This window comes from Opitutus sp. (genome assembly GCA_024998815.1).
In the GTDB taxonomy this organism is placed as follows: domain Bacteria; phylum Verrucomicrobiota; class Verrucomicrobiia; order Opitutales; family Opitutaceae; genus Rariglobus.
On sequence record JACEUQ010000001.1, the window covers coordinates 783,036 to 808,625 of the forward strand.

The following is a 25,590-nucleotide window of genomic DNA, read 5'->3' on the forward strand; positions in this document are numbered from 1 at the left end:
CGCAAAAACGAACCACCTCAATTCTGATGCTCCCACTTTCGCGACATTTTGCGTTTTTTGTGGTTCAAAATGCTGGATCAGGAATTAACATCGTTACGCGAAGTTATAATCCCCAATCCGATTCTCCGCTTCGCGAGTCTATGGATCGACTTCGCGGTTAACCAATCAGTAAAGAGTAGCGGGTAGTTCAGAGCTAGGAGCTCATAGCTATTAGCTTATAGCTCAATCTCGTGTAATTTCGTGTTTGTCGTGGGCAAAAATCCATCTGCCGTTTCTTCCGTGTATTCAGTGTTTTCCGTGGGCAAAACACCGCTACTTCGCACCCTTCGCTGCTAAACAATCCATAGCAAACCGTGGGCATGAGCATGCCTGAACCCTTAGCACGCCTTCATTCAATTGAGTAACCCTATTGACGGCACTCCACCGCAAGGTAATTTGTGCGCATGGGGCCATCCTATGCTAAGTTAACACTGCGGAATCCGAAGAACTCCGAACTTGCGGGCGTTACCGTCGAAGCTCTAGCAGACACCGGTTCAGTTTATTTGATTATACCTGAACATGTTAGACTACAACTAGGCCTTCAGGAGCAGTCAAAAAAAGAAGTTGAACTGGCGGATGCATCTAAGCGGATGGTGCCCTATGTCGGGCCGATTGAGGTATCATTTAAGAACCGAGTGGCCTTTGTTGGTGCAATTGTCATGGGTGACGAAGTTTTGCTCGGTGCCATTCCGATGGAGGATATGGATTTGGTCATTATGCCCCAGCAACGCCGCGTGGATATAAATCCACAGAACCCCAATTACGCGGCCGCCAAAGCCAAGTAATTTCCGGAATTCGCGTCCATCGTTCAGATCGAGCTTCGTGACCCTTCGCGTACTTCGCGGTTAAAAAACTCCATTTTCCTACTTCCGCCTTTCGTGTCATTTCGTGTGTTTCGTGGGCCAAAATCCATCTGCCGATTCTTCCGTGTATTCAGTGTATTCCGTGTATTCCGTGGGTAACTCTCTGAAATCCTAATTCAACCTAAATCCGGCATTAGAATTTAACCACGGATTACACAGATTGCACGAATTTAATAACTTACATGCTATTACGCATTAAAATGTAATTCGACCCGTGGTGTGCATTAGGATTCTTTTATTCGTTAGTAATCTGTGGATTCCGTGCAATCTGTGGTTCTAATGCTTTTTCTCGGTTAAAACGACCAAGCCGCTTTAACCGCGAAGACGAACCAGAGACTCGCAAAGTATAATCCCCAATCAGATTCTCTGCTTCGCGAGCCTATGGATCGAGTTCGCGGTTAAAAACTCCGGTTGGTTCGCTGGGGTGGCGCCAAGCTCCATATCGTGTTCCCGTGTTGGAACAAATCCGGTCACTTACCATGAAAATTCGATGTGTCACATCGAGAATTCAATGATGCTACCACCGTCCGCTGCCTTAAGGTGGTCACAAAATAGGCGAATGCTGCTCAAAGCTAATAGCTCATGGATTTTAACTTGAAAATCCGCAACATGGTTGCATGATTTCAACCATGATCGACCGCCCCAGCTACCACCACGCCGTAGAACGGGCCTTAGCGAGGAGTCCAATTGTCGCGCTTTTAGGGCCACGCCAATGCGGAAAAACCAGTTTAGCCCGGCGGTTTCTCCCCGTCGAGCATCCCCAGTATTTCGACCTTGAGGACCCAGTGGTCGCTTCCTTGATGGAGAATCCCCTCACCGCCCTGCGGCACCTCAAGGGACTGGTGGTGATCGATGAAGCCCAGCGCCAACCGGGGCTGTTTCCGGTCCTGCGGGTGCTGGCCGATCGCTCAGAACAACCGGCCACGTTTTTGATTTTAGGCAGCGCTTCGCCGGAATTAGCCCGTCAATCCTCCGAGTCGCTGGCTGGGCGGGTTGAAATCATCGAAATGCGCGGCTTTGACCTCAGCGAGGTCGGCCCCACAGCACAAGAAAACCTTTGGCTACGCGGAGGCTTCCCCCGCTCCTTTTTAGCGGCGACCGACGAAGACAGTACTGTTTGGCGCAAGCAGTTTATCGGCACCTTCCTAGAGCGGGACTTGGCGGCCCTGGGCTTTGGTTTGTCACCCGCCCTGATGCGCCGTTTCTGGCTGATGTTGGCCCACTACCACGGCCAAATTTGGAATGGGACCGAAATCGCCGCCTCGTTGGGGGTGGCCCCGAATACCGCCCGCGCTTATTTGGATGCCCTGGAGCAAACTTTTATGGTGCGCCGGCTCCTGCCATGGCACAATAACTTGGGCAAACGCCTGGTTAAAACCCCCAAGTTGTATTTCCGCGACACCGGACTGCTGCACACCCTATTGGGGGTTGGCACAGGCATGGAATTATTAACACACCCCAAGTCCGGCGCATCCTGGGAAGGTTTTGCGCTGGAAGAGCTCATCCGCGCGGAGGCTCCGGACGAGGTCTATTTTTATGCCGTTCATAGCGGCAGTGAGCTCGACCTATTAATGATCAAAAAAGGTCGACGGATAGGGGTGGAGTTTAAGCGCGCCGATGCACCGAAGTTGACCCGATCGATGGAAATATCTTTAACCGACCTAGTATTGGACGAACTCTGGGTAATCTATCCAGGAACCCGCAGCTACGGTCTCGCCGATAAAGTCACAGCGCGTCCTTTAATAATTAAGGGGGAGAGCTAGGAGCTGGGAGCTAAGAGCTAGGAGCTAGGAGCTAGGAGCTGGGAGCTAAGAGCTAGGAGCTAGGAGCTGGGAGCTAAGAGCTAGGAGCTAGGAGCTAAGAGCTAGGAGCTAGGAGCTAAGAGCTAGGAGCTAGGAGCTAAGAGCTAGGAGCTAGGAGCTAGGAGCTCCAATTATTCCGTGGGGCACCAATCCGACTTTTGTGTACTTGGTGTGTTTCGTGGTTAAAAATTTAAACCCACAGAGTTGTTAACCGCAAAAGATGCAAAAGGACGCAAATATACGCTCCTAGATATATAACTTCACTACTCGCGAGTTTGTGCGCAATTTGCGGTTAATAAATTCGGGATCCGCGAGCACCGCAACCAATCCGTTTTAACCGGGAAGATGAGCCAAAGACTCGCTAAGTGAGGAATGGGATTATCGAGATCTACTTCGCGAGCCTATGGATCGACTTCGCGGTTGCCAAAACAGTAGTGAGTAGTGGGTAGCGAGTAGTGAGTAGATCAATCCCCTTCGCGAGCCTATGGATCGACTTCGCGGTTAAAAAAATCAGTAGCGGGTATTAGTCGTTGCGTAAGTTTCGGCAGTTGACTCAAATTGCAGCATACTTCGTGTTTTTCATTTGGAAAAACGATTTTATCAACATGGAGGTGCTCTTTATGTCCTTCATTATTTGAACGATCGAGCGCTTAAATTCTTTTTTAGTAATGATAAATAGTTTTGAGAGTCGAGCCTTGGCGTGATTCCAGACCTGTTCATCGGGGTTTACCTCTGGTGAGTATCGTGGTAGGTTAGCGATGGTGATTTCACCATTTTGTGTTGCAACAAAGCTGTTTACCTCAGCTGAATTGTGGTAGCTTGCATTATCAGCAATCACGATAATCGGACACTCGGCGTCTTGAAGTAGTTTTTTAAGGAACTCGATAAATCGGGCTGAATTCATAAAGCCCTCAAAGCATGTGAAATGCATGTCGCCTCGGGGGCTGACGGCACTGATCAGCTTTAGGCTGAATCTATCGCCGCTGTCCTCTACTTCTGGAGTCTCCCCTATTTTACCCCAAGTTGTTCCCCTGTGCGAATCGGAGCGAATGGCACTCTCATCAACAAAAAAGATCTGTGCGCCGGTTTTTAGAGCCAATTCCCTTAATCCAGGGAAGGTCGTATTCAGGTAGCACTTCATTTCATCCGGATTTCTCTTATAGCTTTTATAGATAGGGCGTTGCGGGCTTAATCCGAGGTGTCCGAGTAAGCGGCTGACGCCGCTTTTGCTCAGCTCAACTTTATGCTCCTTCTTCAATACGGCCCGAATTATATTTAGCGTCCACAAGCAAAACGGTAGTTGAAATTGGCGAGGATCGCCTAGCGTTATTGCTTTATAAAGCCACTCCATCACTTCCCCATTCACCTTTCTTGGCCGACCGCTTCGGTCAGACTCCAGTAGCGCGTGGTGCCCGCCGTGCCGATAAGCCGATAGCCAGCTAAACAGTGTCCGGTGTGGTATACTCAGCATGCGGGCAACATCGGAGATGGCCTCCCCCGACTGGATTGCATCTACGGCCATTTTCCTCTTTGCGTTACGCACCTGTATCTTTACGCCTGATTTTGTGGTCTTAATTTCGGTCATTACGAAATTTATACAATTAAGCTATACTATGCAATGACTTTCGCAACGATTAATAGTGAGTAGGTTCGAGCCTTTCGCGCCGCTTCACGTAACTTCGCGCCCTTCGCGGTACAAAAATCAGAAGCTCCCAGCTCATAGCTCATAGCTCCCAGCTCTCAGCTCCCTGCTCGCCGCTCCCAGCTCCCATCCCTAAGCGGCAACCGCGAGAGGCTCCACCTCCGCTTCGATTTTATCCATCTCCAAGGTTTCTAGGTCATAAAGGGACTGCAGTCCTAGCCAGAACTGGGCGCTATTCCCAAAAAAACGCCCCAGCCTTGCCGCAGTGTCGGCGGTGATGCTGCGACGGCCATTAATAATCGATGAAAGCCGACTCTGCGGAATATGCAAAGCCTTAGCTAAGGCATACTGAGTGAGTCCATAGTCAGCCAAAAAATCCTCTTTGATAATTTCCCCCGGATGCCAAGGGCGTAGAGTTTTTACGTTCATAAAATAAGTGTGTCGATTAAAATGAAAGTTAATGATAATCCTCAAAAAGCACATCGCTGGGACCGGCGGTTGACCAAATAAAAGTGATGCGCCACTGCATATTTAGAGCCTGTCCCGAAAGCATAAAAACCTAGCAGTGAACTATTAGCATAAGTTTAATGATGCCTAAAGAGGGGTAATTCCCTGGTTTTGGTCAAAAAAAAGCCGCTATAATCGGCCATGAAGTCAAAACCCGTATCCGCCACCTCGGCCATTGCCCTGCAACGCTGGTTGCGTCCGGCGCTAACGCCAGTCGGTGCCAATAAAGATTACGCCGAGTTTCGCCAGCAATTGGAAGGACTCGACGCGTTGTTGCGTGGCAGCCACTTGGAGACGATGGCGATGGACTTTGCCAAGGCGGGGGCAGGCCAAGCCAGTGTCGCACAACTACGCCAGCGTATGGAGTTTGCGCTCAAAGCGTTACGCTTTGAAGTGTTGCGGGTGCATTTGGGCAACATATCCTTTCGCGAGCTTTCCCGTAGCATTGCCTCAAGTGATTTACTGGCGGATTTTTGCGGTGTTCGCACGCTTGAGGGAATCAAGGGGGCGTCCAAAAGTGTGCTGGAGCGGGCCTCGAAGTTTTTCACCGCCGAACAGGTGCGCTGGATGGGGCAAGTGTTGGTGGAGATGTGCGGCGAGAAGGATCGCGCCACTGAACTCGGGTTGAGCGCGCCGCTGGACATGGATGTTTGCCTCATCGACGGCACGTGCTTGGAGACCAACATCCACTTCCCGGTGGACTGGGTGCTGTTGCGTGATGTGTCCAAGACTTTGCTCAAGGCCATGATTTTAATCCGCCGCGCTGGACTGCTCCACCGTATGCCTGAAGAGCCGGAGTGCTTTGCCAAGCAGATGAACAAGTTGTGCATGTCAATGACCCACGCAGGCCGCCGCAACGACGCCAAGCGCGCGCGTAAACAGATCCTGCGCAAGATGAAGACGCTGTTACGCACGATCGGAGAACATGCCCGCCGCCACCGCGACCTGTTGGCGCAGAAGTATAGCCAAACCCATTACAGCCAACGCCAAACCAAGCGGATAACCACCCGCATCGACGCTATGCTCGGCCAACTGCCCGCCGTCATCAAGCAGGCCCACGAGCGCATCATCGGCGGACGCCCGGTGCCCAACGACCAAAAGATCCTCAGCGTGCATGAACTTGATGTGAACGTACTGGTTCGCGGCAAAGCAGGGAGCCAAGTCGAGTTTGGCAACTCGTTGCTGTTGAGCGAGGCGCTCTCCGGTTTAATCACCGACTGGCAACTCTACCAGGGCGCGGCTCCGGCAGAATGGTGCCAACTCGAGGAAAGCCTGGCGCGGCAGAACCGCTTTGACCTGAGTGCGCCGATTAGCGCGGTCGGCACCGACCGCGGCTTCGCCACCAAAAAAACTTCCGCAATGCTCAAGCAACAAGACGTTTACGATGCGGTATGCCCGCGTGATCCGCACGCGCTCAAGGAGCGTTTGAGCGAAAAACGCTTCGCCCAATTGCAGCGGCGCCGTTCGGCGACCGAAGCGCGCATTGCGATCCTCAAACAACGCCTCGGCGGACGCTTGCGCTGTAAAGGGTTTGCCAACCGCTACCGTTCGGTGGGTTGGAGTGTACTCGGTCACAACCTCTGGCTGGTGTCACGAATCCTTGCCGAGGAAATAACACTTCCGCTGGCCGCTTAATTCAATTTTCCGGCAAAAATGTGAATAACCCTGGGGCTCGCCCCGGCTTTGCCGTACCTTACTACCGCGCTTGGGGGCGGGAAAAATCGATTCGGGCCGCCGTTTAACGTCGCTGGGGTGATTCGTGCCACCTCGTTCGCCCGCAATCCCAATGGACCTCTGCGCACTTTTTAAAAATCCGGAAATTTGGGACAGGCTCTATTTACCCGTATTGCGTAGCGACCTTTGCCGCTGAGCGCATGAAAATGATTGGAGGGTGGAATATAGAGATCGTCGAGTCGCTGAGCGAGTTTGAGGAAATTTAGTCGTTTAAGCGCTTGGCGCTGGATTTCAACGGGGAGTTTGCGGACGAAACACCCATTAGCCAACTGCTCGGTGATTTCGTCAGCGAAACTCTGGATCATTCCGGACAATGTGAACCCCAAAATACTTACGTCAAGCGGAAACCCAAGTATTGAATCAGCCCGTCCCTAGTCTAGTTCGTCATTCACACTTCGTGCCCCCTCGCGTACTTCGCGGTAAAAAAACTCCGGTTTCCTACTGCCGCATTTCGTGTTTTTCGTGGGCCAAAATCCAACTGCCGATTCTTCCGTGTATTCAGTGTATTCCGTGGGCAACCTGCTCCACTTCGCGAGCCTTCGGATCGACTTCGCGGTAAAAAACCCGAATTAATACATGTGTTAACCGCGAAGAACGCCAAGTCACGCTAAGTTAAAAAAAACGAATCTTCGTGCCCCTTCGCGTACTTCGCGGTTAAAAAAACTCCGGTTTCCTACTGCCGATTTTCGTGTCATTTCGTGTGTTTCGTGGGCACCAATCAGAGCTCCCAGCTCCTAGCTCCTAGCTCCAAGCTCCACTAGCTCAAACCCCGCCTAAGCTGCAATCGCTTCGTGGGGGGTGATGTGATCAAGCTCTCGGGCAATTCTCCTTTTAGCAGCTCGAATGTCGCAAGCAAGCTGGACTCGAAGCCAATACCCTTCAGATAATCCAAAATAGCGATCAAGCCGCAACCCGGTATCTGCGGTGATGCCCCTCTTCCCATTTATAATTGATGAAATTCTTGAGAGTGGAACGCCTATGTCCTTGGCTAGGCGGTAAGAAGAAATTCCCACAGGCTTGAGGAAGTCCTCAAGAAGAACTTCTCCAGAAAAAAGTAGCGGGAGGTTTTTCATATTAATGGTAGTCTACGATTTCGACTTGGGTTGAGTCACCCCCGACCCAATTAAAGCAGATGCGCCATTGGTCATTTATTCTAATTGAATATTGCCCCTTACGGTCACCTTTCAGTACTTCCAGTTTATTTCCTGGAGGAATGCGAAGGTCCGACAACTACTGGGATGCATTTAATTGAATGAGTTTACGGCGTGCTGTTTTTAGAATAGTGGGAGGAAGTCCGGGATAACTGAAGTCATTAAAAATGGCTTCAGCGCGTTCGTCGCTGAACGAGAGGATCATGAGATAAGAAACCTAAAACGTGGTTTTGGTAACGTCAAGCGTAACCATTTCACTACCGGATGCCGATTCGTCCGCGTATTCAGTGTATTCCGTGGGCAACACCGCTCTACTTCGCTAGCCTATGGATCGACTTCGCGGTTAAAAATTCCGGTTTCCTACTGCCGATTTTCGTGTCATTTCGTGTGTTTCGTGGGCACCAATCAGAGCTCCCAGCTCCTAGCTCCAAGCTCCTAGCTCCCAGCTCCATCCGCCGCTTCGCCGCCCAAGCCGAGTCCCCATTGCGTAACACCACAATTCACATCAAACATCAAAGTTTTATATAAATTCAATTTTAGCGGGCTAATTTCAAAGCGTATTAAAAACTACAAACGACCTGCTATTGCTTCATACCTCCGTTTGATCGCCGACGCGACTGCTGTTGGCGAATACAATGCCTCAATCGTCGCCTTAGCCGCCCCACCTATTTCAGACCGCAGTTTGGGATTGGCCGCCAAAGCCACTATATACTCAGCAGCATGTTCAACTCTCGGCTCCGCCCACACCTGTCCTTTTTCGTAAGGTCCGATTGTCTCCACCAACTCCACCAACGTGTAATTCACAGGGCAGGAGTTCTCAGAATTCATATAGTCCACATTGGCCGACCAATTCGTAGCTATGATCGGCTTCCCCAGCGCCATACACTCCGCCAAGTTAAGCCCAAAGCCCTCCGAACGATGCAATGAAATAAAAACATCACAAGTGGCCTGCAGCCTCGTTAGGGTGGCACGAGGTAGTACATCTGTAATTAATGTGACGGCCTCTAACCCTACTAAATGTTCTTGAAGGATTTTATGTGCCTGCGGGTTCCGAACAGCATTGTTAACTTTTAACACCAAATGCAGATCTTTATTTTTCTTATGCGCGAGTTTGAACGCCGCGATTGCGGCCTCAGGGTTTTTCCGCTGTCGATATGAATTCAGATCAAAAACAGACAAAACACATAATTTATCAACGGGCAGACCAAACTCACTTTGAGTGACTACGCCGGGAGCGACTACGGAAACAACGGGCGGAATGATATAAACGGGGATTGGTGAAACCGCATGAACCGCATCATAAACAAACCGACTAGCAACCCAAACCTCTTTAAGGCCATTAAACCCTTCACACCAAGAAACCGGCAACCGAGGCAACTCATAGTACCAATATCCAATATTGTACTGACCATTACTAAAAACTCGCGACCACCGCTTGCGGACAAGCGACATATCTGGCGCGTTCAGATTAAATAAATTAATTTTATATTCCAGTGCTCGGCCGATTCGTGTGTAGTCGAAATCGTTGCACTTGACTGAATTCCTAACCATTGGCGCTAAAATGGCGGCATTAGGTATACCAGTACGTTGCACTGCCTGGACCATCCCGCGCGCAGCCTCGCCCAACCCGAACTCATAGTTGAGCGAACCAATGACATTGATTCCATTCGGAAGGTTTTTCGCGTTCCGCGGTATGCTGACCCGCGGGCCAATATCCTCATTCCGGACGATTATATAGCGAATGCCGATCACCGTCTCAATACCGGTATCGTCAAAGGCTACAAACACGAATCGCTTAAGTCCAAAACCAAGTCGATATTGAGCCGTTGCTTTAAAACCATGGGCACTGGTGCAATGCCCATCAGGGGCCACCTCAAGGGGAATGATGCGGTCACCCACACGGGCGTAGAGCGCCTTGGGAGGCAATTCAGTGAGGGGAATCACGAATTGAACACAAAGTTCAACAAACTCACTAGCCCGATAGACCCCAAAATTTTTCGGGCTGAGGATTTTCATGAAAAAGCGATAGGAGTTAGGAACTTAGAGCGAATACTAAATAGCTTTAGGGATTAATTGGCCAGGAAGGCCAACCCTAGAGCGGAAAGCATGTGTCGTGTTGGCAGTCCACGGCCAAAGGGTTCTCAGATTGTAGCTTCCAAGCTCCCTGATTTAAGTGCTAAGCTCAACGCTCACAGCGCCTAGCTCACAGCTCCAAGCTCATTCAAACCAACTTATCCGCTTCGGATTTCACCAAGCGCTCAACCATCTCTTCGAACTTCACGGTGTTTTGCCAGCCGAGCAGCCGTTGAGCTTTGCTAGGATTTCCACAGGGAGAGATTGGCTCCACCGTTGTAACCAAGTTCGGGTCAAACTTAACATGGTCGCGCCAATTAAGCCCCAAACTGGCAAAGGCCTGCTGAACCAATTCTTCAACGCTATGCAGTTTTCCCGTGGCCAGAATAAAATCATCGACCGTGTCGGCTTGGAGCATAAGCCACATACCCCGGACATAATCCGGCGCCCATCCCCAATCACGCAAGCCACTCAGACTGCCTAACTCCAAGTCCTTTTGCAGGCCTTTTTTGATCCGTGCCGCAGCCCGGGCAACCTTCATGGTCACAAAGTGTCCACCCCGCCGAGGTGATTCGTGATTATATAAAATAACCGAACATGTGGGCAGTTTATAGGCGATGCGATAAATGCGGGCCATCTGCTGCGAAAACGCCTTAGCCGCACCGTAGGGCGTCGTCGGATTAAGGGGAGTGAGTTCGTCCTGGGGAGAGTATGATGGGGAACCGAACACCTCACTGCTGGAGGCATAGAGAAATTTAGTTGGACTATCAAGATCGCGAAGGATTTCCAATAAACGGAGCGTTGCCATACCCACGCTTTCAACCGTGGCTTCTGGAAGCTCTAGGCTGATGCGGGGACTGGATTGGCCGGCAAGATGGTAAAACTCCGTTGGTTTGGCGCGACTAATTACACGGCGGAGATGAGTGGCGTCCTCAAATGAACCGTTGTGCAAAAAAAGACGTTTGCCCATGATCACCGGATCAGAAACGAGGTGGCGAATATTGCTGCTGCCGACCGAATCAGGTCGATGAACGAGACCGTGGACGATGTAATCTTTAGATAAAAGAAGGTCGGCGAGGTATGAGCCGTCTTGGCCGGTGATTCCTGTGATAAAAGCGATTGGAGTGGGCATGGGAATGAGCGATGAGCTAGTAGCTAAGAGCTGGGAGCTTCAGAGGTTGTGTCGAGGCAGGTGTTTGAGGCTGAATTAGCTGTGAGCGATTAGCTGAAAGCTTCTGACCGAAGGCTCCAAGCTCATAGCTCCTAGCTGAAGGTTTTTGTTTCCTAGAACGAAAAACCTAGCTCATTCCGACGTAAGTCGGAAGCCACCATCATTTGACAAAGTTCTTCAAGGGTAGTCTTAGGCTCCCAGCCGAGGACTTTTTTGGCTTTGGCTGGATTGCCAATTAACAACTCGACTTCGGCCGGGCGGTAGAACTTGGGGTTGATTCGCAACACGAGCTTACCCGTGGCTGCATCTTCAGCAATTTCTTGCTCGGCGTGCCCCTTCCATACTAGTTCGAGACCAACGGCCTTAAACGCCATGATCACGAAGTCGCGTACCGTCTCGGTACGATTGGTGGCGAGGACAAAGGTATCGGGTGCATCTGCCTGTAACATGCGCCACATGCCTTCGACATACTCTTCAGCAAAGCCCCAATCCCGCTTGGCGTCGATGTTGCCTAGCTCAAGTACATCAAGCTTACCCAATTTTATTTTGGCAACTGAGTCGGTAATTTTACGAGTTACAAACTCGCGACCTCGTAAAGGGGATTCATGATTAAACAAAATCCCGCTACAGCCAAAAATATCGTAGGATTCGCGATAGTTAATCGTGATCCAGTGGGCGTAAAGCTTGGCCACACCGTAGGGACTTCTTGGCCAAAAGGGAGTCTCCTCAACCTGAGGAATTGCCTGTACCTTACCGAACATTTCGGAAGTGGATGCCTGATAAAAACGGATCTGAGTATTTACGGTGCGGATGGATTCAAGTAGATTGAGTGCTCCAACGGCAGTAATCTGAGCGGTGGTTTGAGGTTGATCAAACGAAACGCCGACAAAGCTCTGTGCGGCTAAATTATAGATTTCGGTTGCCCCGGTATTCTGAAGTAGGCGGATGCAAGTCCCCAGATCAGTGAGATCAAACTCCACTAGGTGTAAATCGGGGTGTTGGGCGATCCCGAGTTCCTCAATCCGCCAAAAATTAACGGAGCTTGTTCGTCTATATGTGCCGTAAATTTTGTAGTTTTTATTTAAGAGGAGCCTAGCGAGATATGCACCGTCTTGTCCTGAAATACCAGTAATGATGGCCGTTTTTTTATACATGAATTTGTGGACGATCTTAAGTTCGGCTGCGAAAATTAATGGGCTTCAGGCGTGCTCCCTAGTGTGTATTTTAGAATCTGTAAGCCATTTCGACTGGGTCAAATTGGGTGGGGGCATGCTGTGGTTCCGGCCCTTCTTGCTTCCCGCCCAATTTAAGTTTATTGATGTGTTATATTAAGGTTATATACCCCAAAGACAATTTTTCGTGGATCTCCGTTTGGTATCGGCAAGCTATCTGATTTGAACAGGATTTCAGTTATTCCGGGTTGAAGTCGGATATTTTTAATAGTTTTTTGGAGCGCACTATTAAGTTTTAATTCTTCGGTTTCACCATTAACGTTGATTACGAGGTGGGGTGCGTTAGCTCCTGGTGTGGCTAACTCCATGGAAATTGATGCGGACTTAGGTTGATCCGATAAATTATAGAGCTTCAGGGTGAAATTCCCTGAAGACCAGCGGACGTTGCTTTGCGCATTACCTTCTTTCTGGAAAATCCCCCCAGACCATACGACTTCCACTTCCCCGGCTTTATAGAAATCGTCGTCGAGTGGTTTTATTTTTGATATATCGAGTGTTTGAATCGACAAGATCTTCATGAAGTCAATGGGGCGTTCATTAAATTCATACAATTTAATTGTGTCGGACCTAAGGTCATACATTTTCACTTCACTGACGATAACTTGAAGTGGTTTTTGCGGGCCCGTGCTTTGGATAATGCGATTTATTCTACTTAGGAAGACACGCCCATTGTCTCCGGTTTTAATTGAAATGTTGTACGATGATATCCATGCACTTTGGTTGCCTAGTTCTATGACTTCTATACCCAGGGACGAGCGCTTACTTTTAGCTGAAATTTCAATTTTGGATATACCGGCGGCATAAGCCGCTGGATCGGTGATCTCGCACACGTCATATACCTTGCCGGTATGGGGTGTGTAGAAGGTCGTGTAATCAGAGGGGACTTGCATGGCACGTATTAAGAGTGCCCTGTCAGGGATTTCACTTAACAAGCCTTTGTGTAGGGCTGCTTTTAGTAGCTCGGAGGGATACTTGAACGTTGCATTTGTGTTAAGTGCAACGGCGCGGTTGAGTCCGAGATTTAGTCCCGCCATAACTGTAAGTGCGCCACTTAGTGTAATTGCCAACAAAGTTAGGTGGCGTGGCTTGATTTTAATGACAATCAAGTATAGTGTTCCGACTGCTATAGCGGCTAAGCCGAAATATTGCATGTAGACTGTTATGTACCCAAAACCAGGCCCAGCTTGGATGATTTCAGCTTGGTGGCCTGAAACACTGCTCAGTGCTGCTGGAATAATTAGCATGATGGATCCACATATCATCCAGCTTTTGTATTTTAGGTCTGTTTTACCGCGGCCGATTTGGTGTATCAAGTATGCAGTGCCAGCCCAGAATAGTGCTAACGCTATTAGGTCTATTGGCTGGTATAGCGATTTGAGGTGAGCAGTGTTGAAGAAAAAGAAACTCAGGGGGAATGTGGAATAAACCTGAATGATAAGCGCATGTATAAATTTACCGACATGTAGGTTGAGTTCGGTTCCTGAATAAAGTGCTTGCGGTGTGGTTCCTTCTTTTGCGGAGTGCCTTATAATGAGGGAAGCGCCTATTAGTGATAGGCTTGCGAGGGTGAATGGCAAGCTCACGACAATTGCATTTATTAATTTGCGTCCACGTGCAATGGCGATGGCTATAAATAGAATAAATAAGAAGAGGGTGATCTCGTAAATTTGCAGGGCCAGTAAGTGGATAACTGATGCTGCAACAAGGTATCGAGTTCTTCCGTTATCAAGGTATTTTTGGAAGAGAACTAGGGCTCCAATGATAAGCGCAAAGCAAGTGGGAATTAAGAATGTGAAGAAGAGTATCGGGTCATGCCACTGGCGGAATTGAAACAATATGGGGAGGGTGAAGCAGGCCAGCAGTGCTAAAAGCTGAGATCCGGTTTCTCGTTTAGAGAAAAAGTAAAAGAGTGTGACTCCGCTTAGAATTAATAGTATGTTTACGGATTTTACGATTATCGGGTTTTGGGTTACGCAGTATGTTCCGTATGACATGTACCATCCTAATGCAGTAAAACGGCCTTGTTCTTTCGTCCATGCTTGGACTTCAGTCATGATCGCTTGATTTACAGAGACTCCCTTTTGGATAGATGATCCTACAATTTGTGAATTGTAGGCGTCATCGCCGATAAATCCGGTTTTTAGTAGGACGATGATGTTGTAGAGCACCCAAATTAGCAGAATCGTCAGTGCTATTTTTTCGTGTTTTTTTTTCATGACTCCGGTTGGGTGTGAGGTGCTTGCGTACCGATAATATTCGGCGTACTTATGCTTTTAAGCTGAGCTTATTTCGATTCTGCTGTAATCTTAAACCCAATTAATTTAATGGATAGTTTACGCGGATCTCCGTTTCCTGGGTTGATAGCCTTGGCGTCGGTTTCAAGTATTAGTTTTGTTTTTCCTGATTTAAGTGTGATTGGAGTCTCGTAGGCAATGACTTCTCCGGGAGATTTAATGGTTATGGTAGTCATTAGCTCTCCGTTGAGCATCACCCTGATAACTCGAGGCGTTAATGCTGAAAGTGAAAAATTAATTTTATAGGACGTGGGTTTTATGTCGAATGTTGATAGACTGATCGGCACGCGGCATGCCTCAGACCACCTGTGAGTACCTTCATCGGGTGACCATCCTGAGCCAAAGGCAATCATGGGGAGGCGAATCAAGGAATTGGGACTTAATTTAATGGCAATCAGGTCCCTGCTGTCTGCAATTATTGAGTGGCCGCTTTCGGTTAAATTTTTTATTATAGTTTCCCCTGAGTCTAAAAACCCCTTTTTATTTATCATGATCACACTAAATCCCATGGACTCCAGTTGTTCAGCCATCTGACTTGGGGGGAGTTTTGCTGTTTCTGCCTGCCAGTCATTGTCGCCTCGACCTCTTTCACCGCCATAAGAATAGTGAAGCGTTTTAGTGTAAAGAAATGGCCTAAAGTGTTCATAATCACACATTTTATTGATGGGCCCAACTTCAGGGAACCCAGCTACAGGAAGTTGGAAGACACGACTATTTGGCAACTGGCGCTCGATTGATTGTGCAAATTCACGGTCCGAATTAACCTCCACTTCGATAGTGTTCACCCCTGTTTTCGGCCCTCTATAGGGAGCGTATTGCTCTCCTAGTGCAACAGCCACAATCAAAACCGCAAAAAAGGCAGTCCATAATCTATTGCATTGTTTCGTCAAAAACCTTATGAGAAACAATAAAACTACAACTAATATAAATATGCTGTAACGATTGGTGGCGCGAAATAGGGAAAAGCCCAGCACTCCGATTACTAGATTGACACCCCCTATAAGTGAATACAGCAATATCCACAGGACGTGCCAAAAGTGAACAGAGATAAGTTTTATTTTCCCGCTAAAAAAATGGCGTAATGAAACCGAAACCATTAAGGCTGCGGCTGCTATTCCAACTAAGCCAAGAAACGGACTCCAAAGTTCTCCTTTAACGTAGGAAGGAATATAGTAATTTCCCTGTGCAAAACGCATGAACCAGTGCCAGGGGTGATAGCCGGCTGGAAGCAATAATTCTGGAATTTTTAAACCATAAACTTCAAGTGCCGCAAGATTTCGTCCTGCGAATTGTACATTTGCCCCATTTAACCGTGAAAAAATCATTGTATTGGCATTCATTGATAGGAATGCCAATATGGATATTGCTATTATGATAGCTGGTGTTATCGCATTTTTATAATTCCTTCTGCTTGCATGGAAAATGATGGAGAAAATCAATAACTGAATGAACATCCCCGTGTAATACGGATTTAGCACGCCGCAGGCAGCGGCACTAATCGCTGACAGCCAGAATTTTCTTGAGTATATTACGGTGCAGTCCTTCGAGTATGACCAACCTGAAACCATGACGAGTAGCGGTATATGCCAGGCATATGTAAGGGTAATGTGTCCCAGTCCACGCGCGAAAATATATGGACAAAATGCAAAAGCCAAACCACCCGCCAATGAAAGAATGGGGCTATATTTCAATTCACGGCAAACAAACCAAAAGGAGAGTCCCGCCAAAACATGGGCCAATGCGAGCACCAAATTTGCCGCAGCAAAAATACCTATAATTCTACCCAGCCAACCGATTGCTGCAAAAATAAAATCTTCGGTAATTGGATAGTCGTTCCAACTTGCTGTAAATGGAGCATTTAGTGTCGGAATAAACTTAAATAAAAAGGGATCTATGATTCCATCCATGTAGGCTTTTGCTATGCCGAAACTAAACCAAGCATCACCTTGGTAACCCAGGGGCACAGCCCATGCGTGGATTTTCAGCAAATTAAAGATCCAAGCCCATATAAATAGTATGCTTATTCCCAATAAAATGCCTGAGATTTTTTTCTCATTTTGCTTAATTCGGCTGATTGTCTTGTTTCTCATTAAATTCAATTTATTGTTTTGCGGGGCCAGGCATTCTCTAAGTTTGAAACGGTTGACCTCAAATCAGCATTTTCGCGCTTGAATTATTTAAGCCGTAAAGCGAAAAACATTATTTAGAACTGTCTAATCAAGTCCCCAATAGCAATCGATAGAGGCTGAAATGTTTTGCCATTTGGAGGGGACGATTTCGCTGTTTTCACTACAGCGCAAAGCCATTGCATGTGGACCGCCCGTTTAAGTCTTTATCAGATTATTTTAATCGAATAAAACTTCTTGAGAATCATGATAAGTTCATGGTTTCTGCAATGATATAAAGGGGGCGATTTTTGCCTTGTCGATAAATTCGCCCCACGTACTCCCCAATTATACCAAGGAACAAGGAATTTAATCCCACCAGAAAAAGCGCTAGAATAATCAGGGTTGTAATACCAGGCGGGGGCGCATTCAAGAAACTGGGTCTTATAAAATAGAGGGCCGCATATACAATAGAGCCCAAAATCGAAAAGCTGGTTAAACCCAATCCAAAGAACATGCTCAAATGCATGGGTTTGGAGGAGAAGCAAGTGATAGCATGGAGTGCAAATTTAATACAATATAAAATACCCGCGTTTGATTTGCCTGCCACTCTCTTATGCCGATCATACACAAATGAATCCTGTTTGAACCCAACCCAATGAACCAGCCCACGAAAATACCGATCGGGCTCCCGCAAAGTTTTCAGGGCATCCACCACTTTCCTGTCCAATAATCTAAAATCTGTAGCGTTAGGCGGAATTTTTGATTCAGTTAGTCTATGTATAAGAAAGTACGCAATTTTAGCCCCGATTGTTTTCAAGGGATTTGAATCATTTCTTTCGTTAATTACACCGTAGACAACCTCAGCACCTGCATGCCACTTTTCCAGCATGATAGGAATGTTTTCAGGCGGGTCTTGCAGGTCGGAGAATATGATTATGGCCGCATCACCCTTAACGTGGTCAAAACCTGCAAGTACTGAGGCTTCCGCACCAAAATTACGGGAATAGCGCAGAAATTTCCATCGCGGATCGATTTTACACTGAGCTAAAACAAGTTCTCGTGTCCGATCAGTGCTGCAATTGTCCATCACCAGGAACTCAAAGTCATACAAGTGCCCAAGATTGAGCGCCTGCTTAGTCAGTCGCTCGATTACACTTGGAATGTTTCCCTCCTCATTATACGCAGGCACTAACAAGCTTACTAATTTCTTTTGATCGTTCATGTAATAAACTCCGATTCTCTTTCAGTAATTCTTTGTGAATCTAATGCGGCTGATAATGGACGGTCCGTTAAAGCTTAATCATTTCTGATTTCTGCAGAATCGGCACCTGTATATTTTCTGCTAATACCGAGCGCGGCAAAAACGGGGACAAGTCCTCGAGTGGAGGCGAAATGAGCGTACCATCAGGTTGCACCGCAACTCCAAGCTTGGGGTGAAAAAATTGTTCGGGGTGCATGAATACCTCACAGATGACCGGCCCCTCATGCGCTTGCACCTTGGGGATTTCGCGATCAAAGTCCGCCCATGTGCGAATTTGATAAGCAGGAATATCAAAGGCTTTGGCCACTTTACTATAATCGGGGCAGGATACCCCTGTTTTTTTATCGGTTCCTGCGTAGCGACCCTTTAGCACTGCCTTCTGGGTGTGTTTGATCATAAGATACCCATCATTATTAAATATGATCAGCTTAATCGGCAATCGATAGTGAACTACGGTCTGCAGTTCTTGAAGGTTCATCATTAGACCTCCGTCACAATTTAAGCAAAGCACCTCGCCACGATTTCGGGCAATGGAGGCACCAATCGCGCCTGGTAGGCCAAAACCCATTTCGCCTAAACCTTGGGAAGTAAGTAGCCGTTGCGGGGGGGTAATAGGAAGGGCTTGGTGACCACTCAGCAGCGCGGTGCCCATGTCGGTAACTACTATCTGGTCTGGCTTCATCAAACCCGCCAACTTGTCCAAGAACCGGTATGAATTTATAAATCCCGCCTTATCATCGTGTTCTGGGCCAATCCACGGGAAGCGTTTCTTGACTTGGCTGCACCAGCCAACCCATTCCGCTTTATCTGGTAGCGGCATGCAGGCGACCTGCTTGAGCATTTCTGCAATAAAGTCCCCTGCATCTGCGCATATAGGGTGATTAAAGCGCTGCGGATATTTTTTAAGCTCAGTTGGATCAATATCCACTACGGTTATATCCTTTGCCGCACGTGCTAGTTCCGAGATATCATACCCGACTTGGGGGATGGCCATTCGGGTTCCAATCGTGACGAGGCAGTCGCAACTTTGCAGAATGAAATTAGCGGCGCGCTGTCCGTAAACACCCGCGCTTCCCATAACCAGTGGGTGGCCCGAAGGCAAAAGATCAATTGCCGACCAAGTCACCAAAACGGGGAGACCGAGTGACTCAACAAGACGAGCGACCTGCGTGGCGGCACCGGACATACGAATACCTACGCCGAGCCATAGAAGCGGCCTGCGGCCTGCACGAAGATGTTCTAGCGTTGTGTTTACCGCAATGGAGAGCGCGTCCCCTTGCAGTTTATTGCCTCCAAGTGCAGGTAGGGCTGTTTCGGGTTCGTAGTGGGGCAAGGTGTCCTCCTCGACCATTGCTGCCTGCAAGCTCATGGGAAGATCCAGCCAACAGGGACCAGGTCTACCGCTCGTTGCGTAATGCCAGGCCTTCTCCAACTCGTAGAGTATTTGCTCGGGTTGCAGCAGCGTTGCGCCGTATTTGGTCATCTTGCTGACAGCAAATGGGCTGTCATAACCCTGAATCCCATACATACGTAGATCGTGGTCAGGCGGAATGTAACGAGCGTTTTCTTGCCCAGAAATCACAATGCAAGGAATTGAATCGGCCCAAGCCGACAAAACCCCTGTTATTGCGTTGCTTGAACCGGCACCGGCAGTTACGAGTGCAAATGTAGGAACACCAGTAATTTTCCAATACGTCTGCACTGCCATCGTACAGGCCTGCTCGTGATGATTGCAGACCATTTCAATGGAGGAATTATAAAAAATTGAATCAAAGATATGGGCATTCGCTGAGCCTATGATGCCGAAGGCATGCTTAACGCCTTTCTGCTCAAAAAAACGTACGATAAGGTCGCTGACTTTGGTTTTCATGAAGATTGAGTGTAACGATTCCAATTGATGGTGCGTTGTATTGCCTCAGCGAGTGGCACGGTGACCTCAAGATTGAGGTCTCGTTTTGCCTTACCGATATCCGGAATGAGACGATTTCGCTCGTGTCCCTTTTGACCCAAACCGGTGCGTATTTCTGGGCTGGGATTAAATGACTGAGTTATCATTTTAGCCAATGAAGCCAAGTCCACGGGTTCAGCGCTACCAATGTTATAGGTTTCACGTGGGCGCCCTTTGGCCAAGGCGGCCAATACCCAAAATGCGTAATCACTGGCGTACATAAGACTGCGTACGGTGGTGCCATCACCCATAATACGAATCGGGCCACCAGTAAAACTGTCTCGGATGAAATCCGTTACCGCCCAGGGTAATTGCAGGGATTGATACGGCCCAACAAATGCGAATGGTCGTAACGTAACTATAGGCAGCTTCGTTTCGCTTATGGAACTTTGCGCCACGACTTCCGAAAATCGCTTAGACTCGGCGTAGACTGCATTGACATCGTCGCAACGCATGGGGCCAGCAAAACTTTCATTGATACTAGGGAGGTCCCACGGTTGAGCACCGTAAACTAGTCCGGAACTGAGCAGGACAAATTTATGGAGGTCTTCCAGTAAGTTGGCGGCTTTCAGCAACCGCTGGATCCCAATGCTGTTAACCTCCGCTACCGCGCTGGGTTGGGAGGCAAGTAGCCGGCGATCTGTTAGTGCGGCGGCATGAATTATGTAGCGTACATCTCTAGGTAGTTCGGTGAAATAACGGATGTCGCCTTCCTCAAAGCGTACTCCGTCCATTTGTCCTAGGTGAGGTAATTTGGCTGCGAACGAACGGGCATGACGACTGTAAACTGTAACTCGCAGACCAAAGGAATGGCGCTCATTGAGCACTTTGATTAATTCCAGCAACCATGTGCCGAGAAAGCCCGTGCCACCTGAAATAAAAAGGTGTTGGCCTCGCAGGGAATCAAGAATTTGGGTGCGGCCGCCGACTACGGCTTCTGCATCGGATCGAACTAGGGCTAGGGCGCGATTCATGGCGTTATAACTGGGGTTGGGTTGATTTGCGACGAGCCAACTCGGCCGCAACCTCGATAATAAGGTCCTCCTGGCCACCGACTACCTTACGTTTACCGAGCTCGAAAAATACGTCACGGGGATCAACCGCCATTTGTTTGGCGGCACGCTGCACGGGTTTGGCGAAGCCAGAAAAGACCCCTGCTAATCCACTCACAATGGTGATGCCGGTTGAATCGGGCAATGAGCCGGCAAATAATTCCCCGGCCAACTCGGCTGCATCAAGGGCTTTATAGAGATCCACCGAGGTCGTGTAACCTTGTTGCGTTAAAACAGCAGCCAGCATTTCTAGCGGAGCGTTGCCCGCACCTGCGCCGAATCCTTTGGCTGTGCCGTCGATGATGCGGGCTCCAGCCTCAAGGGCGGCAAGTGAATTAGCTATGCTTAAACCGAGATTGTTATGGGCGTGAAAGCCTATTGGGACTTCTAGTTTGGATGCGAGTAAACCAATCTTTTCTGATACCTCTTTGGGTAGATAGGCACCAGCGGAGTCCATGAGCACTATGCCCTGAGCTCCGTAGGACTGCATTTTTTTCGATTCTTCAAGGAGTACATCGGCCGAAGCCATATGGCTCATCATGAGCACTCCCCACACTTCGCGGCCTGCTGCCCGTACGTAACCGATGTGGCGTTGTGAAATATCGGCCTCAGTGCAGTGGCAGCCAATACGAAACAGGTCCACGCCGGATTCCAATGCATTGACGATCTCGCGTTTGATGGTGGCAAAGCCCGGGATCACGTGGACGCTTAACTTGGTTCTGTTAAGGCACTTTTTGGCAGCACGCAGCATTTCGTCTTCAGGCACGAGACTCTCGCCGACCTGGAGTGAAGACGCGCCTAAGCCATTGCCATGGCCAACTTCCAGAAATGAGAAACCGGCTGCCTCGGCGGCGGTGGCATATGCCGTTACTTGCTCAATTGTAATTTGGTGACTGTAGGCGTGTGATCCGTCGCGTAAGGTTGCATCACAAACGGTGATGAAGGGTTTAGTTTCCATAGTTGCGGGATTAAGCGTTACGGCGGCGGGCATAGGCTTCGGCAAAAGCCACGGCTGCACAATTAATAATATCAAGATTACCCGCATATTTGGGCAAATAATCACCCAGTCCGTCAACCCGCACCATGGTAATCAAGCGACCGTTTTCTATGATGGGCTCGAGGATCAATTGATACCCCGGCACATATTGTTTAATTAATGTGACCACCTCGGCTATTTTTTCGCGGGTTTTCGCCAAATCAGGGTTGGTGATTTTGGCCATCACCGTGGTCTGCATGTGAACACAGGGCTGGGCCGGGTTAAGATTTATAATCGCTTTGGTGTGCTTACAACTCGAAAACAGGGCCAAGCCGGTTTCTGTAGTATATAGATATTCGTCGAGGTTGATGCGTGTTGCCGGCCCAGCGCTGCGCGAGGCTATACTGGAAACGGTTTCTATGTACTCCACCTGTTTATTGGCTTGGGCTATGGCGTAGGCCAAGGGTATCGAGGCCTGGCCACCGCAAGTGATCATGTTCACATTTGGCAGATTCAGACATGCATCTAAATTAACAGCTGGCACGCACATTTGTCCCACCTTAGCGGGGGTCAAATCTACCGCGACAATACCCGCTTTTTCAAAGAGAGGGGCGTGCTTAAAATGATCCTCTGCGCTTGTGGCATCAAAGACTAAAGCGATTTCATTTTTTAATTCGAGAATACTTTCAACTCCTTTGGCAGTGACGGCGACACCCAGAAGACTCGCTTTGGTCATACCGGGTGAAGCTAGGTTTCGACCGGCAAATATGCGGCATTCAAGAACGGGCGACCGGTGGATCTTCATGAGAAGATCCGTGCCGATATTGCCGGTGCCTAGTATCGCCACTTTTAGCTTATTGGATGTCATGGTCGTATGAGTGAAGGCTTTTTTGAAATCAATTTAGCCTGAGCACGGTATTTCAATCAACTCTCGAGATCGGTGTTAAAATTAAGAATCAGGCAGGTAAAGGATCTTGAAGCCAAGCAGCAGTACGTTGCAGAGCTGCAGGTAGGCTAACCCTTGCAACTAACCCGAGTTCCTCTTGGGCGCGGTTAGCAGCGGGCACATACCTGGAAACGGGCGCATTAGGTGTCGCCTGTCGTGCAATGGTAACTGCCCCCCCACCACTCAAAGTCGTCGCTACCAATGAAGCGAGTTGTTTGATACTCAGGTCGTCTGCTGAGCCTACATTATAAGCGCGAGCCGAGGGGGCGCGGAACAAGAGTGTCCACAACCATATCGCTAGGTCCGAGGCATAGAGATAACTGCGCATGGGAGTGCCATCCCCAGCGATCTGAATTGGGTGGTCTCGCAGCGCATCGCGGATGAAGTTGCCGATCGCGAAATGACTGTCGAGCGGTAGATGGGGGCCGACGAAGGCAAAGCAGCGGGCGATTTTCACCGCATAACCGTGTTGGCGGGCATGGACTGCGCAAAGGTGTTCGGATACCCGCTTGCCTTCGCCGTAAGCTGAACTGGGTAAGAGTGGGTCTGGGGCGCCTTGATAATCTTCAGAGACGTGTGTAATTTCTGAGGGCTGTTTACCGTAAACGGCTCCTGAACTCGTGAGCAGGAATTTTTTTACGCGACATTGCGCAGCCAAGTCCAACACTTGGCGGGTGCCGCCTATGATCGCGTCGAACATCTCCTGCGGGTCCTCTTGGTTCAGTTTGACGCTAGCTTCCGTGGCAGCGTGCACAATGTAGTCGAAGTGCCCCGTCGGAAGCGTAAAGGAGCGCACATCGCCTTGGATAAATCGCAGATCTGAACGACTCGTCAGGTGCGGAGCTTTGCGAGCGAATGCCGCTGGGTCGCGGCTGAGCACCACGGCGAGCATATTTAAGCCGAGTGAGTCGTTTATATAGGCAAAGCTCTCCAGCAGCCACATGCCAAAAAAGCCGGTACCACCTGTTACGAAAAAAGAGCGATCGCGTGCTTCCGCCCATAGCTCGCGGGTGTGCTCAAGCACGTGGGCGAGGTCTTCGGGCGGAAGTGGTTTTACTGACATGACTGGAGGTACACCTGATCTGCGGTCCCTAATCAGGCGCGTTTAGACTTCACGAAATCGAGAATGACTTCGATCTCGTAGGCAAGCATCGCAGGGGTGAGACCGGGATAAGTGCCGAGGAAAATCGCCTCGTTCATGATGGCGTCGGCGCCGGGGAAAGCCGCTCCAATTGTTTCGCTGGTGACCGGGGTAATCGTCGCACCATTGGCACCAACCAAACGGATGGCCGCAGGGCGGTCCTTGCGAAGTTGCACGAACACAGGCTGACGAAGCAGATTGCCGCCGAAGAACATACGGTTGCCAATATTTTTTTCGTTAAGGTGGCGGGCAAAGTCTGAGTGGCTGAAGGGCGCGGTGGGTTTGACCCGGAGCATGAAGCCAAACCAAGATGTGTCCACCCGGCACCCAGTCGCGTCCCACTCGAAACCTTTGGGCGTCCAGCGCGTAGCATGGGTGGGTAAAGTAAAGTCGAAGCTGTCTTCTAGGTCGGCCAAACCGGCACGTAGGGTTTCCCAATTTTGCTTACGCGCTTCGATGAATGAGGGTAACTTTTTGAGTTGTTGACGACCGATGGCAGCCTGGGGGTCGAGGGGTTTTAAATTATAACCCAGATGGCTATAGATATACTTGTGGTCATAGCCTTTGGGCAGTTCACCAAGTTGCCAGCCAAAGCGCTTGCAGCAGGTATCGTCCTTCCCGGAGGGACACCAGCAATCGCGGCCCCAATCGCGGAAGCTTTCCGCGTAGGTTTTTAAGGGGGGCTTACTGATGATGTTAACCGCCCCACCCTCGCCCATGGTTAAGTGGTGCGGGGGGTAGAAGGATTGGGTGGAGATATCGCCGAAGCTGCCGGTGTAAGCGGTCAAAATGCCATTCTCAACGAATGGAATTTTAAGCTGGGAGCTGTGAGCTGTGAGCGTTGAGCTGGGAGCTTGGAGCTGGGAGCTGCTAGATCCTATCTCAGAGCTCTTAGCTCCTAGCTCTAGGCTACTAGCTCGTAGCTCTAGGCTACTAGCTCGTAGCTCTAGGCTACTAGCTCGTAGCTCTAGGCTACTAGCTCGTAGCTCTAGGCTACTAGCTCGTAGCTCACCGTTCGCTTCCGCGAGCTTGAGCAGGTGATCGAGACCCAGTGCTTTGGCGCGGGCAATGGGCAGCGAATAGGTGCAGCCAAGGGCGTCGCAATTGTCCTCGATTAACCAAAGGTCGTGGGTTTTGCAGAACTCCAAGACCGAACCTAGATCGAACGGATTACCCAAGGCGTGGGCGATCATCACGGCTTTGGTTTTTCCTGCGACGTAGGCGGACTCAAGTTGCCCGGTGCAGATGTTGCCGGTGACCGGATCGTTATCAATAAAAACGGGGACCGCACCGAGTTGCAGGATGGGCGAGACTGTGGTGGGGAAACCGGCCGCAACCGTAATGACCTCGTCACCAGGCTGTATGCGTTTATGTGCGGGCAGTTTATGGGTGGTCAGCGCGGCGAGGGCGACCAAGTTGGCCGAGGAGCCGGAGTTGACCAACAGGCTGTATTTAACGCCTAGCAAAGAAGCTAATTCGCGCTCAAAGGCTTCACCTTCGGGGCCGAGCGTAAGCCAAAAATCAAGCGTGGACCCGACGGCGGCCTCGACTTCGTCTTGGTTAAATAGAGCCTGTCCCAAATTTCCGGATTTTTAAAAAGTGCGCAGAGGTCCATTGGGATTGCGGGCGAACGAGGTGGCACGAATCACC

19 protein-coding genes and 2 pseudogenes are annotated in these 25,590 nt (G+C 49.4%); 3 read left to right on the forward strand and 18 right to left on the reverse strand.

The annotated features are described in order from the left end of the window. Nucleotides 1-443: 443 nt before the first annotated feature. The gene (locus H2170_03355) at nucleotides 444-824 is read left to right on the forward strand and encodes a clan AA aspartic protease (protein ID MCS6299128.1); all 381 of its coding nucleotides are present in this window, start codon (nucleotides 444-446) and stop codon (nucleotides 822-824) included. 707 nt (nucleotides 825-1,531) lie between these two features. Then, on the forward strand, nucleotides 1,532-2,665 hold the full coding sequence (locus tag H2170_03360; GenBank protein MCS6299129.1) for an ATP-binding protein: 1,134 nt from the start codon (nucleotides 1,532-1,534) through the stop codon (nucleotides 2,663-2,665). 592 nt (nucleotides 2,666-3,257) lie between these two features. Here H2170_03360 and H2170_03365 read toward each other — a convergent pair. Next, nucleotides 3,258-4,289, reverse strand: coding sequence for an IS630 family transposase (locus H2170_03365; GenBank protein ID MCS6299130.1), 1,032 nt, complete (start codon nucleotides 4,287-4,289; stop codon nucleotides 3,258-3,260). A gap of 189 nt (nucleotides 4,290-4,478) precedes the next feature. After that, nucleotides 4,479-4,775, reverse strand: coding sequence for a HigA family addiction module antidote protein (locus H2170_03370; protein ID MCS6299131.1), 297 nt, complete (start codon nucleotides 4,773-4,775; stop codon nucleotides 4,479-4,481). A gap of 219 nt (nucleotides 4,776-4,994) precedes the next feature. On the opposite strand from H2170_03370, the gene H2170_03375 reads away from it, so the two are divergent. Continuing rightward, nucleotides 4,995-6,488 carry a hypothetical protein gene (locus H2170_03375; protein MCS6299132.1) on the forward strand — a complete coding sequence of 498 codons (1,494 nt, stop codon included), beginning with the start codon at nucleotides 4,995-4,997 and terminating at the stop codon, nucleotides 6,486-6,488. Between the two features lie 170 nt (nucleotides 6,489-6,658). On the opposite strand, the gene H2170_03380 is transcribed toward H2170_03375, so the two are convergent. The 16 genes and pseudogenes from H2170_03380 to H2170_03455 all read right to left on the reverse strand — a co-directional run bounded on the left by H2170_03380 (nucleotide 6,659) and on the right by H2170_03455 (nucleotide 25,520). After that, nucleotides 6,659-6,901, reverse strand: a complete 243-nt coding sequence (locus tag H2170_03380) for a type II toxin-antitoxin system RelE/ParE family toxin (GenBank protein MCS6299133.1) — start codon at nucleotides 6,899-6,901, stop codon at nucleotides 6,659-6,661. Between the two features lie 459 nt (nucleotides 6,902-7,360). Beyond that, nucleotides 7,361-7,660 carry a HigA family addiction module antidote protein gene (locus H2170_03385; protein ID MCS6299134.1) on the reverse strand — a complete coding sequence of 100 codons (300 nt, stop codon included), beginning with the start codon at nucleotides 7,658-7,660 and terminating at the stop codon, nucleotides 7,361-7,363. Between the two features lies 1 nt (nucleotide 7,661). After that, nucleotides 7,662-7,943 (reverse strand): annotated as a pseudogene (locus H2170_03390) (type II toxin-antitoxin system RelE/ParE family toxin). Between the two features lie 362 nt (nucleotides 7,944-8,305). Further along, nucleotides 8,306-9,754, reverse strand: coding sequence for a glycosyltransferase family 4 protein (locus H2170_03395; GenBank protein MCS6299135.1), 1,449 nt, complete (start codon nucleotides 9,752-9,754; stop codon nucleotides 8,306-8,308). 205 nt (nucleotides 9,755-9,959) lie between these two features. After that, the gene (locus H2170_03400; GenBank protein ID MCS6299136.1) at nucleotides 9,960-10,943 is read right to left on the reverse strand and encodes a GDP-mannose 4,6-dehydratase; all 984 of its coding nucleotides are present in this window, start codon (nucleotides 10,941-10,943) and stop codon (nucleotides 9,960-9,962) included. A gap of 152 nt (nucleotides 10,944-11,095) precedes the next feature. Next, nucleotides 11,096-12,136 carry a GDP-mannose 4,6-dehydratase gene (gene gmd, locus H2170_03405; protein MCS6299137.1) on the reverse strand — a complete coding sequence of 347 codons (1,041 nt, stop codon included), beginning with the start codon at nucleotides 12,134-12,136 and terminating at the stop codon, nucleotides 11,096-11,098. Between the two features lie 158 nt (nucleotides 12,137-12,294). Beyond that, complete coding sequence (locus H2170_03410; protein MCS6299138.1) at nucleotides 12,295-14,430, reverse strand: hypothetical protein; 2,136 nt, start codon at nucleotides 14,428-14,430, stop codon at nucleotides 12,295-12,297. Between the two features lie 68 nt (nucleotides 14,431-14,498). After that, nucleotides 14,499-16,598, reverse strand: a complete 2,100-nt coding sequence (locus tag H2170_03415; protein MCS6299139.1) for a hypothetical protein — start codon at nucleotides 16,596-16,598, stop codon at nucleotides 14,499-14,501. Nucleotides 16,599-16,878: 280 nt separating this feature from the next. Continuing rightward, nucleotides 16,879-17,838 (reverse strand): glycosyltransferase family 2 protein, encoded by a 960-nt coding sequence (locus H2170_03420; protein MCS6299140.1) that lies wholly within the window; start codon nucleotides 17,836-17,838, stop codon nucleotides 16,879-16,881. Nucleotides 17,839-17,905: 67 nt separating this feature from the next. Then, nucleotides 17,906-19,747 carry a thiamine pyrophosphate-binding protein gene (locus H2170_03425; protein MCS6299141.1) on the reverse strand — a complete coding sequence of 614 codons (1,842 nt, stop codon included), beginning with the start codon at nucleotides 19,745-19,747 and terminating at the stop codon, nucleotides 17,906-17,908. Next, a complete protein-coding gene (locus H2170_03430) occupies nucleotides 19,744-20,799 on the reverse strand; it encodes an NAD(P)-dependent oxidoreductase (GenBank protein MCS6299142.1) in 1,056 nt (351 codons plus the stop codon). Before H2170_03430 ends, H2170_03425 begins: the two co-directional genes overlap by 4 nt. A 4-nt stretch (nucleotides 20,800-20,803) precedes the next feature. Then, complete coding sequence (gene dmpG, locus H2170_03435) at nucleotides 20,804-21,835, reverse strand: 4-hydroxy-2-oxovalerate aldolase (GenBank protein ID MCS6299143.1); 1,032 nt, start codon at nucleotides 21,833-21,835, stop codon at nucleotides 20,804-20,806. 10 nt (nucleotides 21,836-21,845) lie between these two features. Beyond that, entirely contained in the window at nucleotides 21,846-22,721 is an 876-nt protein-coding gene (locus H2170_03440) for an acetaldehyde dehydrogenase (acetylating) (protein ID MCS6299144.1), read from the reverse strand. Between the two features lie 88 nt (nucleotides 22,722-22,809). Then, nucleotides 22,810-23,862 (reverse strand): NAD-dependent epimerase/dehydratase family protein, encoded by a 1,053-nt coding sequence (locus H2170_03445; GenBank protein ID MCS6299145.1) that lies wholly within the window; start codon nucleotides 23,860-23,862, stop codon nucleotides 22,810-22,812. A 32-nt stretch (nucleotides 23,863-23,894) separates the two neighbouring features. Then, the gene (locus H2170_03450) at nucleotides 23,895-25,088 is read right to left on the reverse strand and encodes a DegT/DnrJ/EryC1/StrS family aminotransferase (GenBank protein MCS6299146.1); all 1,194 of its coding nucleotides are present in this window, start codon (nucleotides 25,086-25,088) and stop codon (nucleotides 23,895-23,897) included. Then, nucleotides 25,017-25,520, reverse strand: a pseudogene (locus H2170_03455) (DegT/DnrJ/EryC1/StrS family aminotransferase). The gene H2170_03450 and the pseudogene H2170_03455 overlap by 72 nt, the downstream one beginning before the upstream one ends. Nucleotides 25,521-25,590 lie beyond the last annotated feature (70 nt).

What these genes read in the sequence shown, in the direction of transcription:
- H2170_03420 (MCS6299140.1), bottom strand. Translation starts at nt 17,838, where the DNA reads ATGAACGATCAAAAGAAATTAGTAAGCTTGTTAGTGCCTGCGTATAAT.
- H2170_03410 (MCS6299138.1), bottom strand. Translation starts at nt 14,430, where the DNA reads ATGAAAAAAAAACACGAAAAAATAGCACTGACGATTCTGCTAATTTGG.
- H2170_03365 (MCS6299130.1), bottom strand. Translation starts at nt 4,289, where the DNA reads ATGACCGAAATTAAGACCACAAAATCAGGCGTAAAGATACAGGTGCGT.
- H2170_03385 (MCS6299134.1), bottom strand. Translation starts at nt 7,660, where the DNA reads ATGAAAAACCTCCCGCTACTTTTTTCTGGAGAAGTTCTTCTTGAGGAC.
- H2170_03400 (MCS6299136.1), bottom strand. Translation starts at nt 10,943, where the DNA reads ATGCCCACTCCAATCGCTTTTATCACAGGAATCACCGGCCAAGACGGC.
- H2170_03375 (MCS6299132.1), top strand. Translation starts at nt 4,995, where the DNA reads ATGAAGTCAAAACCCGTATCCGCCACCTCGGCCATTGCCCTGCAACGC.
- H2170_03415 (MCS6299139.1), bottom strand. Translation starts at nt 16,598, where the DNA reads ATGAGAAACAAGACAATCAGCCGAATTAAGCAAAATGAGAAAAAAATC.
- H2170_03355 (MCS6299128.1), top strand. Translation starts at nt 444, where the DNA reads ATGGGGCCATCCTATGCTAAGTTAACACTGCGGAATCCGAAGAACTCC.
- H2170_03440 (MCS6299144.1), bottom strand. Translation starts at nt 22,721, where the DNA reads ATGACATCCAATAAGCTAAAAGTGGCGATACTAGGCACCGGCAATATC.
- H2170_03445 (MCS6299145.1), bottom strand. Translation starts at nt 23,862, where the DNA reads ATGTCAGTAAAACCACTTCCGCCCGAAGACCTCGCCCACGTGCTTGAG.
- H2170_03360 (MCS6299129.1), top strand. Translation starts at nt 1,532, where the DNA reads ATGATCGACCGCCCCAGCTACCACCACGCCGTAGAACGGGCCTTAGCG.
- H2170_03430 (MCS6299142.1), bottom strand. Translation starts at nt 20,799, where the DNA reads ATGAATCGCGCCCTAGCCCTAGTTCGATCCGATGCAGAAGCCGTAGTC.
- dmpG (MCS6299143.1), bottom strand. Translation starts at nt 21,835, where the DNA reads ATGGAAACTAAACCCTTCATCACCGTTTGTGATGCAACCTTACGCGAC.
- H2170_03395 (MCS6299135.1), bottom strand. Translation starts at nt 9,754, where the DNA reads ATGAAAATCCTCAGCCCGAAAAATTTTGGGGTCTATCGGGCTAGTGAG.
- gmd (MCS6299137.1), bottom strand. Translation starts at nt 12,136, where the DNA reads ATGTATAAAAAAACGGCCATCATTACTGGTATTTCAGGACAAGACGGT.
- H2170_03370 (MCS6299131.1), bottom strand. Translation starts at nt 4,775, where the DNA reads ATGAACGTAAAAACTCTACGCCCTTGGCATCCGGGGGAAATTATCAAA.
- H2170_03425 (MCS6299141.1), bottom strand. Translation starts at nt 19,747, where the DNA reads ATGAAAACCAAAGTCAGCGACCTTATCGTACGTTTTTTTGAGCAGAAA.